The sequence below is a fragment of the Trueperaceae bacterium genome, from assembly GCA_036381595.1.
Taxonomy (GTDB): Bacteria; Deinococcota; Deinococci; order Deinococcales; family Trueperaceae; genus DASVCN01.
Genome location: DASVCN010000014.1, coordinates 66897 through 83800, shown reverse-complemented (window position 1 = coordinate 83800; position 16904 = coordinate 66897). Strand labels below are relative to the sequence as shown.

Below are 16904 nucleotides of genomic sequence, written 5' to 3'. Positions count from 1 at the left end.
GCCTGGTGGGGTGGAGATGGTTATGCCGGGGGATAATGTTGAGCTTGGGGTTGAGTTGATCAAGCCGATCGCGATGGAGGAGGGTCTCCGGTTCGCGATCCGTGAGGGTGGTCGTACCGTTGGTGCGGGCGTCGTCACGGCAGTGACCAAGTAACGACGAGAGCGGTTTCGGCGCGTGTCTGCCGCGACGAGGCCGCTCGATTCGCCAGGTAGTGGCTCCGCTCCTCGCCGTCCAGGCGAACCTCACGACGAGGACGAGGGAGCGCGCTACTTCGGGCGACACCCCCAGCACCTGAAGGGTGCTACCCTATTTCGATTGGGAGACGACCATGGCAAGCGATGTCCGCATCAAGCTGCAGCTCGAGTGCACCGAGTGCAAACGGCGCAACTACACTACTCACAAGAACCGCCGGAACACTCAGGAGAAGCTGCAGATGCGCAAGTACTGCCCCTGGGACCGCAAGCACACGGTACACCGCGAAGTAAAGGTCTGACGTGAACCGCGTCCTGCAATACCTCAGGAACTCGCGGGCAGAACTCGGCAGGGTCACCTGGCCGACCCGGAACGAGGTCGTCCAGTCGACCCAGGCAACCCTGGTATTCGTGGTGCTCACAGCGCTGTTCCTGCTCATCGCCGACACCACGCTGGGCTCGCTCATCCAGCTGATCACCTGATCGTGCCGGGTTCGCACCGGCAGCAGTTGGCGCGGCGTCGCAGGCGGCGGGTCGAGGGAGAAGAAGAATGAGCATCGAGTGGTATGCGATCCATACCTATGTCGGGCACGAGGAGAAGGTGAAGGAGAACATCCAGAACCGCGCTCGCTCTCTGGGGATCGCCGATCGCATCTATCAGGTAGTGGTGCCAACGGAGGAGACCGTGGAACACGGCCGCGGCAACAAGAAAGAGGTCGTGAAGCGGAAGATCTTCCCGGGGTACATCTTCGTGCAGATGGATCTGGGCGATAATCCCGACGAGCCGAACGAAGCCTGGGAGGTCGTGCGTTACACCCCCGGCGTCACCGGCTTCGTGGGCACGGCCACTCGTGCGGTACCCCTCTCCCGCGACGAGGAGATGCGCATGCTCGGCACCCTCGGAATCACCGGGGCTCGCGAGGCGCCGAAGGTGAAGATCACCTTCAGTGTCGGCGACATGGTGCAGGTGACCTCGGGCCCGTTCGCCGATTTCAGCGGGGTGGTCTCCGAGACCAACCCGGAGCGCGGCAAGGTGAAGGTACTCGTGTCCATCTTCGGGCGTGAAACTCCGGTCGAACTCGACTACTCGCAGGTCGTGAAGACCTAGTACCGCAGTGTCGGCCGGCTGGCCGACATAGTTCTGGTTCGGCCACCAGGCCGACACAGCGTTCGTACCCCACGGCCGGCCAAGCCGCGGGGGAGCTACAGGAGGAAAGATGGCTAAGAAGGTCGTAGGAATAGTCAAGCTTCAGCTGCCGGCAGGCGGCGCCACCCCGGCGCCACCGGTGGGCCCGGCGCTGGGCCAGCACGGGGCCAACATCATGGGCTTCGTGAAGGAGTACAACGCCGCTACCGCCTCGCAGGCGGGCGCGATCATCCCGGTGGAGATCACCATCTACGCCGACCGCTCCTTCACGTTCGTGACCAAGACGCCGCCCGCCGCCTACCTCATCCGCAAGGCCGCCGGCATCGCCAAGGGCTCCGGCGTTCCCCACAAGGAGAAGGTCGGCAGCATCACCTGGGATCAGTGCCTCGAGCTCGGTCGCCAGAAGATGACCGACCTCAATGCCGGCAGCGAAGAGGCGGCGGCCCGCATCATCGCCGGTACCGCGCGCTCCATGGGCGTGACGGTCGAGGGGGTGCCGGTTCGTGGCTAAGCACGGAAAGCGCTACCGCGAGCTCACCGGCAAGGTCGACCGAGACAAGCTGTACAGCGCGCAGGAGGCAGCGGAGCTCGTGAGGCAGTTGGCCACGGCCAAGTTCGATGAGACCGTCGAGGCGCACTTCCGCCTTGGAGTCGACCCGCGCAAGAGCGATCAGAACGTGCGTGGCACCGTATCGCTACCGCACGGCACGGGCCGTACGGTGAGGGTGCTTGCTTTCGCCCAGGGCGACAACGCTCGGGCCGCTCAGGACGCGGGCGCCGATTACGTCGGTGGCGACGATCTGATCGCCAAGGTTGCCGGTGGCTGGATGGATTTCGATGCCGTCGCCGCTACGCCCGACATGATGGCTGCCGTCGGCTCCAAGCTGGGCCGGGTCCTTGGCCCCCGGGGTCTTCTGCCCAACCCGAAGTCGGGTACCGTGGGCCCTGACATAGCCCGAATAGTCACCGCTCTGAAGGGCGGCCAGATCGAGTTCCGGAGCGACAAGACCGGTGTGGTGCATGCGCCCATCGGCAAGGCTTCGTTCGATCCCGACAAGCTGGCCGAGAACCTCGCGGCGCTCAAGACCGCGCTCGAAGCGGCCCGCCCGGACGCCGCCAAGGGCATCTTTCTCAAGACCCTCTACCTCACCTCCACCATGGGCCCCAGCGTGAGGGTGAGTATCTGATTGGCCCATTCCCCAGGCATCCCGGTGCGTAGCGTAGGGTGCTCCACCCTTTGTGCTGCACCTTTTGGCGTTGGAGACAGCAGGGGCCTGCCAGGCTTAAAGATCCTGCCGAGGCGTACGCTTCGCGGTTGTTCCGACTCGTCATCGAGACGAGAACGCGGAACGAAGTTGCTGGAAACGAAAGGTAGAGATGGCCAACCCGAGAAATGAAGCGTCGGTAGCCGCGCTCCGCGACCTGCTCGCGGACGCCAAGACGTTCTTCTTGGTGGACTACCAGGGCCTCAGCGCAGGCGAACTGAACACGCTGCGCAAAGGGGTAAGGGAGGCCGGCGGTCGGATCCTCGTTGCCAAGAACACCCTCATCGAGGTCGTGCTCAAGGAGCAGGGCCTGGAAGGGTTCGGCGACGCCCTCAAGGGACCGACCGCGCTCGTCCTGGTGGGCGAGGATCCGGTAGCGCCGGCGAAGGCGCTCACCGATTTCGCCAAGGGCCATGCCAAGGAGCTCCCCGCCGCCAAAGGCGGACTGCTGCAAGGCGGTCAGGTGGGTCCCGAGGCGTTGGCGAGGATCGCCAAGCTGCCGTCCAGGCAGCAGTTGCTGAGCGAACTGCTCGGCGTCATGCAGGCGCCGCTGCAGCAGCTCGTGGGCGTACTCGAAGCCCCGGAGCGGAACCTGGTATCCGTCATGACCAACTATTCAGAGAAGTTGAAGGAGGAAGGCTGATGGCATTCGATAAGGACAAGATGGTCGAACAACTGTCCGGGCTCAACGTGCTCGAGCTCGTCGACCTGGTAGAGGCACTGAAGGAGAAGTGGGGCGTCGAAGCCGCTGCCGCCATGCCTGCCGGCATGATGGCTGCTGCCCCCGCGGCCGGAGGCGAAGCCGCCGCCGCCGAGGAGAAGACCGAGTTCACCGTGAGCATCAAGAGCGCCGGTGACAAGAAGCTCCAGGTGATCAAGGAAGTTCGCGCGATCACCAGTCTCGGCCTCAAGGAAGCGAAGGACCTCGTGGAGTCGGGCGGTGTCGTCAAGGAGGACGTCTCCAAGGAGGAGGCCGACGACATCAAGCAGAAGCTCGAAGCCGCGGGCGCAACCGTAGAAGTCCAGTAAACGCACGCCGCGCCGGATGCGAACCAGTGGACGGAGTAGGATGGCTGTCGCCAGGCCTACTCCATCCACACATATCTTGAGTTAGGGTTGTCCTTTGGACATTGTGACGAACAGGGCAGACAGATCGATCAGCCACGTCGCCCGGGTGATCCCCGGCGTATCCGAGCATCAGTAGGTTTCCGTCACGTCATCCGCAGAAGGAAAGCCAATCGGCGGAAGCAGAGCACTCGCGAGCAAAGGGGTGAAGATGCGCGATATCAAGTCGTTCGGCAGCATCAAGGAAGTCATCGAGCTGCCGAATCTGACCAATATCCAGATTAAGTCATATCAGAAGTTCTTGCAACGGGGAGTGCCCGCGAGCGAGCGGGAGGACAGCGGCCTGCAGGCAGCGTTCCGCGAAGTCTTCCCGATAGACGAGACCGAACGCGGTCGGCAGACGGGCCTGGTGCTCGACTTCCTCGAATACACGCTGGAGGACCCGGAGTACTCCCCCGAGGAGTGCCGCGAGAAGGACCTCAGCTATCACGCCGGCCTCTTCGCGAAGCTGCAACTGGTCCACAAGGACACCGGCCTCATCAAGGAGGACCAGGTCTTCCTGGGCGACCTGCCGCTCATGACCGAGGACGGCTCGTTCGTAATCAACGGCGCCGACCGGGTCATCGTTTCCCAGATCCACCGCTCGCCGGGTGTCTACTTCACCAGCGGCCTGCGTACCAGCGGCAAGAGCATCACCGCCAGCGTCATCCCCATGCCCAAGCGCGGCCCCTGGATCGAACTGGAGTTCGACAGCAGCGGCGTTCTGTGGATGAAGGTGAACAAGCGGAAGTTCCCCTTCACCCTGCTGCTGCGCGTGCTCGGCTACGGCGACGAGCAGATCCGTGAACTCTTCAAGGGGAACGAGTCGCTGATCGAGCCCACTCTCGAGAACGAGGAGGCGTCCGGGGTCACCGCGGACGAAGCTCTTCTTCGTCTGTTCACGGTGCTGCGTCCCGGTGACCCGCCCAAGGTCGACAAGGCCACGTCCTATCTGTTCAGTCTCCTCGCCGATCCTCGCCGTTACGACCTCGGTGACGCCGGCCGGTTCAAGATGAACTCCAAGCTGGGACTCGACTACGAGGCCAGCACCCTCCTCGGCTTCGTGGATGGCCAGTTCGTCGACTACGGCCTGGTCGCCACCATCCAGTACCTCGTCAATCTGCAGGCCGGCGTGGAAGGCTACCTCGAAGACGACATCGACCACCTGGGCAACCGCCGTATCCGTACCGTTGGTGAACTGGTTGCCGACCAGATCCGCGTTGGCCTGGGCCGGATGGCTCGGGGCGTCCGTGAAAGGATGCTCCTGGGCAACCCCGACGCGGCCACTCCGCAGAAGCTCGTCAACAACCGCCCCATAGTGGCGGCGCTGCGGGAGTTCTTCGGCCGCAGCCAGCTGTCGCAGTTCAAAGATCAGGTCAACCCTCTCTCCGAACTGCGCCACAAGCGGCGCATCAGCGCGCTGGGCCCCGGCGGCCTAACCCGTGAGCGCGCCGGCTTCGACGTGCGCGATGTGCACCGCACCCACTACGGACGCATCTGCCCGATCGAGACGCCCGAGGGCGCCAACATAGGCCTCATCACCTCGCTCGCCTCCTACTCTCGGGTCAACGACCTGGGGTTCATCGAGGCGCCGTACCGAAGAGTGGCGGACAGGAAGGTCACCGACGAGGTCGTATATATGACGGCCCACGAGGAGGACCAGTACACCATCGCCCAGGCGAACACCGTGCTCGACGAGAACGGCGCCTTCGTGAACGACAGAGTGGTGGCCCGTACCGTAGGCGACGCCGAGATGGTGAACGCCTCCGAAGTCGACTACATGGACGTCTCGCCCAAGCAGATCATCTCGGTCCCCACCTCGCTCATCCCGTTCCTCGAGCACGACGACGCCAACCGAGCCCTGATGGGTTCCAACATGCAGTCGCAGGCGGTACCGCTGCTCAAGGCCGAGGCCCCCTACGTGGGAACCGGCGTCGAGGAGCGAGTAAGCCGAGATTCTGGCACGGTTGTGATGGCGACCGAGGCGGGCACCGTCACCTACGTCGACGCCACCCGCATCATCATCGAAGGCGACAAGGGTGTCGAGCGCACCTACCCGCTGGTCCGCTTCCAGCGCTCCAACCAGAACACCAACCTCGACCAGACCCCGGTCGTGAACATGGGCGACCAGGTCGAGGCGGGCCAGGTCATCGCCGACGGCCCCGCCTCACAGGTAGGCCGCCTCGCGCTCGGGAAGAACATCCTCATCGCGGTGATGCCGTTCGACGGCTACAACTTCGAGGACGCTATCGTGCTCTCCGAGAACCTCGTGCGCAACGACTCGTACACGAGCGTTCACATCGAGAAGTTCGAGAAGGAAGCCCGCGACACCAAGCTCGGTCCCGAGAAGATCACCCGCGACATCCCCGGACTCTCCGAGGCGGCGCTGCGCGACCTCGACGAGGACGGCGTGGTTCGAATCGGGGCAGAGGTCAAGCAGGGCGACATCCTGGTGGGCCACACCTCGTTCAAGGGCGAGAAGGACCCCACGCCCGAGGAGCGCCTGCTGCGCTCGATCTTCGGTGAGAAGGCGAGAGAGGTGAAGGACACCTCGCTGCGTGTACCGCCCGGTGACGGGGGCGTGGTGCTACGCACCGTGCGCTTCCGGCGCGGTGATCCCGGCGTCGAGCTGCGGCCCGGCGTTCAGGAGATGGTGCGCGTCTACATAGCGCAGAAGAGGCGCCTCATCGAGGGCGACAAGCTTGCCAACCGCCACGGGAACAAGGGGGTTGTCGCCAAGATCCTCCCGCCCGAAGACATGCCCTACCTCGAAGACGGCACCCCGGTCGACCTGGTGTTCAACCCGCTGGGGGTTCCCTCGCGCATGAACCTGGGCCAGATCCTCGAAACCCACCTGGGGATGGCCGCCTACAAGCACGGCGTCTCCTTCGTCACCCCGGTCTTCGACGGCGCCAGCGAGGACGAGATCAAGGACCTGCTCGAGGAGTCCGCCAAGGCCGACATCGAGGAGCGCAGAGAGCTCGGCTACGGACCAGACAAACGGGAACAGGACGTCCTTCGCCGCTCCGCCAAGTTCGGCATCCTGCCCGACGGACTGGATGAGGAACAGGCGCAGCGGGCGCTCGCCCGGGCCGGCAAGGCGGTTCTCTTCGACGGCCGCACCGGCGAAGCGATCGACGCACCCATAGTGGTCGGGATCATGTACGTGATGAAGCTCTACCACATGGTCGAGGACAAGATGCACGCCCGCTCGACCGGCCCCTACAGCCTCATCACTCAGCAGCCGCTGGGTGGCAAGGCGCAGTTCGGTGGGCAGCGACTGGGCGAGATGGAGTGCTGGGCGCTCCAGGCGCACGGCGCCGCCTACACCCTGCAGGAGATGCTGACTATCAAGTCGGACGACATCGACGGCAGGAACGCTGCCTACGAAGCGATCGTCAAGGGGAACGACGTGCTCGAGCCCACCATCCCCGAATCGTTCAAGGTTCTGGTGAAGGAGCTCCACTCGCTCGGCCTGGACGTGAAGGTAACCGACGACGACATGAAGCCGGTGACCATCTTCGACGAGTCGGGACGGCACTGGTAGTGGTCCGCATCAGCGATTCCGCCACCGGTAGACGCCCCCAGTCGATGAAAGGAAACAGATGAACGACTTCAGGATGTTCTCCAGGGTCCAGATCCAGATCGCTTCGCCCGAGCGTATCCGCGGCTGGTCGTACGGGGAGATCACCAAGCCTGAAACGATCAATTACCGCACCCTCAAGCCGGAACGCGACGGCCTCTTCGACGAGCGCGTCTTCGGTCCCGAGAAGGACTGGGAGTGCGCCTGCGGCAAGTACCGCGGCCAGCGCTTCGCTGGCAAGGTGTGCGAGCGCTGCGGCGTAGAGGTCACCAAGTCGACGGTGCGCCGCTACCGGATGGGTCACGTCGAACTGGCTACCCCCTGCGCTCACATCTGGTACGTCAAGGACATCCCCTCGAAGGTAGGGTCACTGCTCAACCTCTCCACCAGCCAGCTGGAGCAGGTCCTCTACTTCGCCAAGTACATCGTCACCGACCCGATGGGCGCGCTCAAGGACGGCAAGCCGCTGCGTCGCGGGGACCTCCTCTCCGACGACGAGTACCGGCAGTTGCGCTACGGCCACCAGGAGACCTACACCGTTCCTCAGGGTGAGGACGCGGTGGTGCGGGATGGCGAGGCGGTCGAACAGGGCCAGCAGCTCGCGAAGGGCCTGAAGAGCAAGCTCGCCGGCGTAGCTCAGTACCGCTTCCCCAGGCGCCTCACGATCGATTACCGCGAGAGCCGGGACGCGCGCTTCAGTCTGCCAAAGGCGGCCTGGATCGAAGAGGAGAGCTACCAGGGCGGTCAGCCGCTCGCCGAGCTCGAGAACGAGCTCGTTCTCACCACCGCCGAGGAGGGGGTGGTCGAACTGCTCCCCATCGGCACCGAAGGTGGTGTGGTGAGCATCATCGACCCCGATGACGACGTCATCAAGGCCGCTTACCTGATCCCCGCGGGCATGAATCCGACCGTGGGTGACGGTGAGTTCGTCGAGGAGGGGACCGAGTTGGCGAAGGCCCCTGCCGGCGCGTCACTGCGTCTGCCCCAGGAAGCCACCGCCACGGTGCGGGCCTCGAAGGCCAAGGCCGGAGAGGTCGGCATGACCCTCAAGGTCGAGTGGGCCCGCCGCGAGAGCTTCGAGATCAACCCCACGATGCACGTGCTGGTGGGTGACAGCGCCGAGGTCGTAGCCGGCGAGAAGGTCGTTGGCGCCATCGACGCAGCTCAGGAGATCGTGGCGGCTGCCGACGGCACCGTGCACCTCTCCGAACCCGCCTCGATCATCGTCTCGCGCGCCAAGATCTACCCCTACGAGGACGAACCGATCGTGGTCAACGGCGACCGGGTGCTGCCGGGCGATGAGCTCGCCGATGGCGGCAACGTCAAGGCCGACATCTCCGGACGCGTCGAGATCGACCTGGTCCGTCGTCAGGTGCGGCTGATCGAGAGCTACGACTTCGAAGCGAAGATGGGCGCCGAGGCGGTCCGCGAGCTGCTCCGCTCCATCGACCTCGAGGCGCTCGAGGCCGAGCTGGTCGAGGAGATGGAAAGCCCCAGCCGTCACAAGCGGGCGAAGGCCAGGAAGCGCCTGGAGATCGTCCGGAACTTCCTCAAGTCGGGCAACGACCCGGCCTGGATGATCATGGAAGCGGTGCCGGTGATGCCGCCCGATCTGCGCCCGATGGTTCAGGTCGAGGGCGGTCGCTTCGCTACCAGCGATCTTAACGACCTCTACCGTCGTCTCATCAACAGGAACAACCGTCTCAAGAAGCTGATGCAGCAGGGCGCGCCAGAGATGATCGTGCGCAACGAGAAGCGCATGCTGCAAGAGGCGGTCGACGCGCTCATCGACAACGGCCGCCGCGGCAGCGCGGTGGTGCACCCGGGCAGCGATCGGCCGCTACGCTCGCTCACCGACCTGCTGGGCGGCAAGCAGGGTCGCTTCCGCCAGAACCTGCTGGGCAAGCGTGTCGATTACTCCGGCCGCTCGGTGATCGTCGTGGGCCCGCAGCTGCAGCTGCACCAGTGCGGCGTGCCCAAGAGGATGGCGCTGGAGCTGTTCAAGCCGTTCCTCTTCAAGAAGCTCGAGGAGCGCGGCATCGTCTCCAACATCAAGAGCGCGCGCAAGCTGCTGGAGCGCTACCGCGACACCCGCGACGAGATCTGGGACGCCCTCGAAGAGGTCATCCAGGACCGTGTGGTGCTGCTCAACCGAGCGCCCACCCTGCACCGACTGGGCATCCAGGCCTTCGAGCCGGTACTGGTCGAAGGTCAGGCGATCCAGCTGCACCCGCTGGTCTGCGAGGCGTTCAACGCCGACTTCGACGGCGATCAGATGGCCATCCACGTGCCGCTGTCGGTCTACGCGCAGTCGGAAGCCCGCCTCCAGATGCTCTCCAGCCACAACCTGCTCTCGCCGGCTCACGGCAACCCGAACGTCCAGGCGAGCCGTGACATCATCCTCGGCCTCTTCGTCCTCACCCAGGTCCATGTAGGCAAGAAGGGCGCTGGCAACGAGTACAAGAGCGTCGAGAAGGCCTTGGCCGCCTTCGAGAAGGGCGACATCGAGCTGAACTCGCCCATAGTCGTCGACGGCAAGGACACCAGCATCGGCCGCCTGCGCTACCGTTTCGCCGGGGTGGACGAGGCCTTGCTCGCCGTGGAGCGCGGTGAGATCGACATGCAGGACGTCGTCACCGTGCGCATCGACGGCAAGCTGATCGAGACCAGCCCCGGGCGCATGTACTTCGCCCGTCTGGTGAAGGAGACGGTGGGCGAAGACGGCGTCGAGGTTCCGGCCTCTATGATCTCCTACGACACCGCCTACGAGAAGGGCGCGCTGCGCGACCTCGTCGTCGACTCCTTCAAGCTGCTGGGGGTCGAAGCGACCGCCAAGCTGCTCGACGCCCTCAAGCAGTCGGGCTTCGAACTCTCCACCACCAGCGGTCTCACCATAGGCATCGATGACGTCGCCATCCCGCCCGCCAAGGCCGAGATCCTCGCCGAGGCGCAGGAGAAGCTGGATAAGATCATGGCGGCATTCGACCGCGGCTTCGTGACGGACCAGGAACGCGAGCAGCAGGTCGTGAAGCTGTGGAACGACACCACCGAACGCGTGAAGCAGGCGGTGTTCGATAACTTCCAGCAGAACATGCCGTTCAACCCTCTCTTCGTCATGGCCCAGTCGGGCGCCCGTGGCAACCCGCAGCAGATCCGTCAGCTGGCGGGCATGCGCGGCCTCATGGCCAACCCGGCCGGCGACACGATCGAGCTGCCGATCCGCGCCAACTTCCGCGAGGGGCTCACGGTTCTGGAGTACTTCATCTCCACCCACGGTGCCCGTAAAGGTGGTGCCGATACCGCCCTTCGTACCGCCGACTCCGGCTACCTCACCAGGAAGCTGGTCGACGTGGCGCACGAGCTGGTAGTCCGCGAGGACGACTGCGGCACCGCCGAATTCGTCTCGATCCAGCTCTACACGCCCGAGGGCCGCCTGCGGCCCAAGAGCCAGATCGAGATGAGCCTCTACGGCCGGCGCCTCGCCCTCGACCTCGAGGTGGGCGACCTCAGCTACGAGGCAGGCGCAACACTTCTGCACGAGGACGTGGACGCGATCTACGCGGCTCTGTCGGGGGCCCCGGAAGTTCGCACGGTCGAGGTCCGTAGCCCGCTCGCCTGCCAGACCCGCGCCGGCGTCTGCCGTCACTGCTACGGCATCGACATGTCGACGATGAAGGATGTCTCTCTGGGCGAGGCCGTAGGGGTCATCGCGGCCGAATCGATCGGCGAGCCCGGCACCCAGCTCACCATGCGTACCTTCCACACCGGCGGTATCGCCACCGGTGGCGACATCACCCAGGGTCTGCCCCGCGTGATCGAACTGGTCGAGGCCAGGAAGCCGAAGGTCAAGGCCGTCATCAGCGAACTCGATGGAGTCGTCTCCATCGAGGAGGACGACGACCGCTACCGGATCACGGTGACCTCGGAAGACGGGGAGTTCTCGAAGAACTACCGGGTCGACCGCAACATCCGCCTGGTCGTCCGCGACGGCGACAAGGTCGAGGCCGGCGATCCTCTCACCCGCGGCGCCATCAACCCTCACGACCTGCTCGAAGCGCAGGGTCCCGACGCAGTACAGCACTACCTGGTCGACGAGATCCAGCGCGTCTACCGCGGCCAGGGCGTGAGCGTCCACGACAAGCACCTCGAGGTGATCGTCAAGCAGATGCTCAAGTACGTGGAGATCCTCGAGCCGGGCGACAGCGCCTTCCTGGAGGGCCAGACGGTCGAACGGTTCGACGTCGAGGAGGCCAACAACAGGCTGCTCGACGAGGGCAAGCAGCCAGCCGCCTGGAAGCCGGTGCTGCTGGGGATCACGAAGGCAAGCCTCTCGACCAAGTCGTGGCTCTCGGCCGCCTCCTTCCAGCACACCACCCACGTCCTCACCGAGGCCGCCGTGAGCGGCAAGGCGGACGAACTGGTGGGCCTCAAGGAGAACGTGATCCTCGGTCGCCTGATCCCGGCCGGTACCGGGCTCGAAGCCATCCGCTCCACCCGTGTGGCCGACGAACGCACGCTCGAGCGCCTGGCCGAAGCACCCGCGGCGGCCACCGTGCCCGCAAGCAAGCGCGCTCCGGCCAGGGAGGAAGAGCGACCGGGCGTTTGACACGCAGGGCGCCGGAGCCGAACGGCACCGGCCCCTACCGAACGGCAGTAACTACTGCCAGCCAGACTGAAGTGGGCGGGTCCGAAAGGGCCCGCCCATCTTCTCTGTGGGCGTCAGACCCTGTCGGAGCCCCTTCTGGACCAGGTCGACGGTTTGCCGTAACGATCCGTCCCGACTGCACGGTGAGTGACCCTGTGGTCGTGACCAGCCCCGGCGGCTACCGTCTCCCATATGCGCGTGGCCATGCTGATCCTCTTCTGCCAGGCCGTGACGCTGGCGTTGGCCTGTGGGTCCGCGCGGGCGCTGCGAGCAGAGAACCGATCCCAGTTCATGACCGGCTCCGAGCCACGGCTACCCGTTGATCCGGCGGCCGTCGATTACCCGCTGCTCGCTGCAGCGATCTTCTTCGAAACGAACGAGCGCCGCTCCCAGAACGGCCTGGAACCGCTGGAGCACCTACCGGAGCTCGACGAAGCCGCCTGTCTACACGCCGAAGCCATGGTCGAAAGGGACTTCTTCGGCCACCTCAATCCGTACTCCGCGGCTATCCGAACGCCCGCCGACCGGGTGCGCCGCCAGGGACTGGAGATACGGTTCCTGGCAGAGAACATCGGAGAGGTGCTCGTGCTGCGGTACGAGTCCGGGGAGCAGGTCTACCTGCGGCAGGAGGATGGCCGGACCGCATTCAGCGACGAGCCAGGCGGTGAGCCGTTGGGCAAACGCTCCTACCTCGAGATCGCGGAAGCGATCGTGGACAGCTGGATGCTCTCCCCCGGACACCGACGGAACATCCTCGCCAGCGAAGCCGAACTCTTCGGTGCCGGCTGTCAACTCGAGTCGTCCGGCGAACCGGGCATGCCTCTGTTCACCTGCGTCCAGCTGTTCTTCTCGCCGTTCGACTGACCGATCGAGCTGGTGCCGTGCGATGATGTAGCGTGCTCGTCGCCGCTATCGACCCCGGCAAGAACATCGGCTACGCCCTCGTCGACGGGAACGGTCGGCTGATCGAGAACCGGGTGCTCCCGCTTGCCGAGATCCACGCCCTGGAATTCCCGGTGGGCGCCAAGATAGTCGTTGGGGACGGTACCGGCAGCTACGCCGTCCAGTCGATCCTGGCACGCCGTAATCTGCAGGTCGAGCGTGTCGATGAACGGGGAACCACCCTCGAGGGTCGCGAGCTCTACTTCCTCGACCACCGCCCGCCGCTGCCCCTGCGCCTGCTGCCGCGCGGCCTCTGGTGGCCGTCCCGCTCGATCGATGACTACGCGGCCTACGCCATCGCGCTGCGCTACCTGCGGGTTCTCGGCATATCGGTTCAGGCGAACCGTTGAGCGGCTCCCGCCGCTCCGCTTCACTGCTGGCGCTCGTTTGCCGGCGGCCATCAAAAAGGCCGGACACGGTGTCCGGCCTTCGATCTCGTTTCGTGGCGAAGCGCTCTAGTTGAGCCCTTCGTCCTCCCCGGCGTCCATCATCTGCCGGGCTTCGTCGCTGGTGATCCCCAGGACGGCACTTATCTCGCCGGCCAGCAGACGCAGCGCGCGCCGGTAGGCCTGACGGTCGAGGTCGGGTAGCCCCCGCTCCAGGTCCCAGCGCCGCAGCTCGCTCGCGAGCGTCGCGATCTGATACGGATCGCCGCTGGTGAGGATGTCAGTCACCCGGCGGTGCCTGGCTGCCCACTGCTTGGGAAGGTTGATGCGGCCGTTCGCAAGGCGTTCCAGTACGCTCTGGACCTCTTTTTCGGTAAGGGCCGGACGAAGACCGGCTTCCTTGGGGGCACTTACCGGCACATAGGCGCGCGAGGTTCCGTTGGGGAAGTCGACCTGGTAGTACTGGTGGTCGGAGCCGGCCACCGTCTTGGTGGTGGTTCCAGATACCACACCGACCCCATACGGAGGCAGCACCACCTGATCGCCGTTCTGAAACTCCTTCTGCGCTTCTTTCAAGGCGTCTGCTCCCTTCGGATTTCCTGCCAAACTACGCACGCAGCAGCCGGTACGTTTGGGGGCCTGCGTTCAATCGGTAGCTTGGTGTGGGAAATGTGCTGTTCGTGCTCGAGGGCGGGAATCGGTCAGCCGACGGAGCACGATCACGTGCCCGATGATAGCAGAAAATCGGCCGTTCTGCACCCGCTCGGGATGCCTGAACCGTTCACGCAAGATACCGATGTTACTACCCTCCTGAGCCGCTCGAACGGTGTCAGAGATAGCGGCCGGCCGGAGCGGGCTGGCGGGCTCCGTCGTAACGGCGGGCAACTCTCCGAGCCGGCTGGACCAGGTACGCGTCATTCCGCGGCCGGCGTCGCCTCGGGCAGGGGTACCGACTGACCGAACCTCACCGTCAGCAGCACACCCACGAGGAGCACCAAAGCTCCCACGACGGTGAGCAGTCCGGGCACCTCGGCGAACAGAAGCAGTGCCAGGAGGGCGGCTCCGATCGGCTCGAGCAGGATGACGGTGGTAACCAGAGTAGGGTCCAGGAACTTCATCGCGTAGTTGACCCCGGTGTGTCCCACCAGCTGCGGCAGCGCTGCGAGCAGAAAGATCCAACCGTACGTCGCGGCATCGTAGCCAAGGTAGGGGAAGCCGAACAGTGCCGGTACCGGAAGCAGCAGCAGCGCCGAGATAGTGTAGGCGCTGCCGGCGTACGCGCCCAGGCTCAGCCCCTCGCGCTGCGCGGTCCTGCCGAGCAGCAGATAGGCCGAGACGGTGAGCGCGCCGACGAGCGCGAGCGCATCGCCGAGCAGCGGCGCCGAGCCGCCCGTGAGGTCCCCGAAGGCGATCATCGCACCGCCCAGGACGGCCAGAAGGACGCCCATGAGCATGGTCAACGATGGCGGCTTGCCCAGGAAGAGCCAGCTGAACAGCGCTACCCAGAGTGGGTTGCTGCACACGATCGTGACGCTGGCTGCCACCGTGGTGAACGAGAGGGAGCTGATCCAGGTGGCGAAGTGGATGGCGAGGAACACGCCTGCCAGAACGGTGAAGGCCAGACTCTTTCTGGTGAACGGCGTCCTCCGCACTCCGCGCCAAGTTATCGGCGCGAGCAGTAGCGCGGCGATGAGCATCCGCTGGCTCGCCACGACCACTCCCGGGGCCTGGGCAAGTCTGATGAATATCGCCGAGAGGCTCACCGCGGCGACCGCGATCAGCAGCACCAGCAGGACGCGGCCCGAGGTGGGAGGGGTAGGGGAGGGCGCCGCCATGAAACCTCATCGTACCGTGAGCGTCGTGGTCGGCGGTACTAGCCGCCTCCATGGCAGCAGGTTAGAGTGCGGCTCCAGATGGTCACGTTTCCAGACGATTTCACCTGGGGCGTATCCACCGCCTCGTATCAGATCGAAGGTGCCGTCCGTGAAGGCGGCCGCGGCCCCAGCATCTGGGACACCTTCAGCCACACGGCCGGGAAGGTAGCGAACGGCGACACCGGGGATGTGGCCTGCGACCACTACCACCGGTACAGCGAGGACGTCCGGCTGATGGCAGAACTCGGCGTCGACGCCTACCGCTTCTCCGTTGCCTGGCCGCGGATCTTCCCGGCTGGAGCGGGCCGCCTCAACCGCGCCGGCCTCGACTTCTACGAGCGGCTCGTCGACAGCCTCCTCGAGTCGGGAGTCACCCCCTGGGCATGCCTCTACCATTGGGACCTGCCGCAGGCCCTGGAAGACGACGGCGGTTGGACGAACCGCGACACCGTCTACCGCTTCGCCGACTACGCCGAAGCCGTCGCCACGGCGTTGGGCGACCGGGTCCAACACTTCCTCATGCTCAACGAGCCAAGCATCGTCGCGCTCCTCGGCCACCTGCTGGGCATACATGCACCCGGGAAGTCGGACATGAGTGCCTACGCGGCAGCCACCCACCACCTGAACCTGGCCACGGGCGAGGGAGTTTCGAGGCTCCGGCAGTTGGGTGACTGGCAGCTCGGCACGATCTTGAACCTCGAACCGGTCCACGGGGTGGGTGACGACGAGGAGGAGATCGGGAGGGTGGTCTCCCTCTACGACGCCTTCCGGAACCGCAATTACCTGGACCCTCTCCTGCTGGGCAGCTATCCCGAGGCGACCTCGTTGCTGCTCCAACCGTACGTACAAGGCGACGACCTGGCCACGATCAGTCAACCGCTGGACATGCTGGGACTCAACCTCTACAGCCGCGTACGCGTCGCTGCCGACCCGGCCAGCCTGGTGGGTTTCCGCCAGCTGGACCCGCCTCGGGGCGCCGACCGCACCGAGATGAACTGGGAGGTCTACCCGGACGCGCTCTTCGAGCAGCTGCTCGAGCTCAAGGAGCGCTACGGTAACCCGCCGGTCTACGTGACCGAGAACGGGGCGGCCTTCGCGGACGAACCGGACGATGACGGGGCGGTGCGCGATCCGGAGCGGATCCGTTTCATGGAGATGTACTTAGACGCCGTCCACCGAGCGCTCGAAGCCGGGGTGGACGTGCGCGGCTACTTCGTCTGGACGCTGATCGACAACTTCGAGTGGGCCGAGGGGTACTCTAAGCGCTTCGGTCTCGTCTACGTGGATTTCGACAGCCAGGAGAGGGTGCCCAAGTCGTCGTTCGACTGGTACCGCGAGACGATCCGACGGCGCGGCTTCGACCTTCACGCCGCAGCCGACTGAAGAGCCGCGCTCACTCCCCCCGCAGGCCGAGGATGGCCAGGTAGACCCAGCCCCAGATCATGAGGAGGCCGCCCACGGGGGCTACCGCGCCGAACCAGTTCGGCGCTCCTGCCACCAACAGGTAGAGGCTGCCGGAGAAGACCAGGGAACCAGCCAGCAGCCACGGCGCCGCCCGGCAGGCTCGGGGGCCGATCGCCGCCGCTGCGAGCAGTCCGAGCGCGTGGAACATCTGGTAGCGGACGGCGGTCTCGAAGGTGCCGAGAAGATCACCGCTCACCAGCCCTTCCAACCCGTGAGCCCCGAACGCCCCCGCTGCCACGGCCAGGGCTGCCCATAGCGCCCCCGTAGCCGCTGCCGTCCTCGGGGTCATGCGGCGCCCCCCG

16 protein-coding genes are annotated in these 16904 nt (G+C 65.4%); 13 read left to right on the top strand and 3 right to left on the bottom strand.

Annotated elements, in window-relative coordinates; all coding sequences use genetic code 11:
- The 12 genes from tuf to VF168_03975 form a co-directional block, all read left to right on the top strand.
- The coding region (tuf, locus tag VF168_04030) for an elongation factor Tu (GenBank protein HEX7003336.1) at positions 1–154 on the top strand (154 nt) is incomplete at its 5' end.
- Positions 155–329: 175 nt separating this feature from the next.
- Positions 330–494, top strand: a complete 165-nt coding sequence (gene rpmG, locus VF168_04025) for a 50S ribosomal protein L33 (GenBank protein ID HEX7003335.1) — start codon at positions 330–332, stop codon at positions 492–494.
- 1 nt (position 495) lies between these two features.
- Positions 496–675, top strand: a complete 180-nt coding sequence (gene secE, locus VF168_04020; protein HEX7003334.1) for a preprotein translocase subunit SecE — start codon at positions 496–498, stop codon at positions 673–675.
- Between the two features lie 67 nt (positions 676–742).
- Positions 743–1300: a transcription termination/antitermination protein NusG gene (gene nusG, locus VF168_04015; GenBank protein ID HEX7003333.1), complete on the top strand. Its 558-nt coding sequence runs from the start codon at positions 743–745 to the stop codon at positions 1298–1300.
- A 109-nt stretch (positions 1301–1409) separates the two neighbouring features.
- Complete coding sequence (rplK, locus tag VF168_04010) at positions 1410–1850, top strand: 50S ribosomal protein L11 (GenBank protein ID HEX7003332.1); 441 nt, start codon at positions 1410–1412, stop codon at positions 1848–1850.
- Positions 1843–2526 (top strand): 50S ribosomal protein L1, encoded by a 684-nt coding sequence (rplA, locus tag VF168_04005; GenBank protein ID HEX7003331.1) that lies wholly within the window; start codon positions 1843–1845, stop codon positions 2524–2526. Before rplK ends, rplA begins: the two co-directional genes overlap by 8 nt.
- 190 nt (positions 2527–2716) lie before the next feature.
- On the top strand, positions 2717–3247 hold the full coding sequence (rplJ, locus tag VF168_04000; GenBank protein ID HEX7003330.1) for a 50S ribosomal protein L10: 531 nt from the start codon (positions 2717–2719) through the stop codon (positions 3245–3247).
- Positions 3247–3633 carry a 50S ribosomal protein L7/L12 gene (gene rplL, locus VF168_03995; protein ID HEX7003329.1) on the top strand — a complete coding sequence of 129 codons (387 nt, stop codon included), beginning with the start codon at positions 3247–3249 and terminating at the stop codon, positions 3631–3633. The genes rplJ and rplL overlap by 1 nt, the downstream gene beginning before the upstream one ends.
- 247 nt (positions 3634–3880) lie before the next feature.
- Positions 3881–7255 (top strand): DNA-directed RNA polymerase subunit beta, encoded by a 3375-nt coding sequence (locus tag VF168_03990; GenBank protein ID HEX7003328.1) that lies wholly within the window; start codon positions 3881–3883, stop codon positions 7253–7255.
- A gap of 58 nt (positions 7256–7313) precedes the next feature.
- The gene (gene rpoC, locus VF168_03985) at positions 7314–11897 is read left to right on the top strand and encodes a DNA-directed RNA polymerase subunit beta' (protein ID HEX7003327.1); all 4584 of its coding nucleotides are present in this window, start codon (positions 7314–7316) and stop codon (positions 11895–11897) included.
- Positions 11898–12128: 231 nt separating this feature from the next.
- Positions 12129–12800, top strand: coding sequence for a CAP domain-containing protein (locus VF168_03980; protein ID HEX7003326.1), 672 nt, complete (start codon positions 12129–12131; stop codon positions 12798–12800).
- Positions 12801–12832: 32 nt separating this feature from the next.
- Positions 12833–13228: a hypothetical protein gene (locus VF168_03975; GenBank protein ID HEX7003325.1), complete on the top strand. Its 396-nt coding sequence runs from the start codon at positions 12833–12835 to the stop codon at positions 13226–13228.
- 105 nt (positions 13229–13333) lie between these two features.
- Here the strand turns inward: VF168_03975 and VF168_03970 are convergent, their stop codons facing one another.
- Together VF168_03970 and VF168_03965 are read right to left on the bottom strand one after the other, a co-directional pair.
- Positions 13334–13840, bottom strand: a complete 507-nt coding sequence (locus VF168_03970; protein ID HEX7003324.1) for a CarD family transcriptional regulator — start codon at positions 13838–13840, stop codon at positions 13334–13336.
- 338 nt (positions 13841–14178) lie between these two features.
- Positions 14179–15099, bottom strand: coding sequence for a DMT family transporter (locus VF168_03965; protein ID HEX7003323.1), 921 nt, complete (start codon positions 15097–15099; stop codon positions 14179–14181).
- A gap of 78 nt (positions 15100–15177) precedes the next feature.
- Here VF168_03965 and VF168_03960 point away from each other — a divergent pair, with 78 nt between their 5' ends.
- On the top strand, positions 15178–16521 hold the full coding sequence (locus tag VF168_03960; protein HEX7003322.1) for a GH1 family beta-glucosidase: 1344 nt from the start codon (positions 15178–15180) through the stop codon (positions 16519–16521).
- Positions 16522–16531: 10 nt separating this feature from the next.
- Here VF168_03960 and VF168_03955 read toward each other — a convergent pair whose 3' ends face one another.
- Positions 16532–16891, bottom strand: a complete 360-nt coding sequence (locus tag VF168_03955) for a DUF423 domain-containing protein (GenBank protein HEX7003321.1) — start codon at positions 16889–16891, stop codon at positions 16532–16534.
- Positions 16892–16904 lie beyond the last annotated feature (13 nt).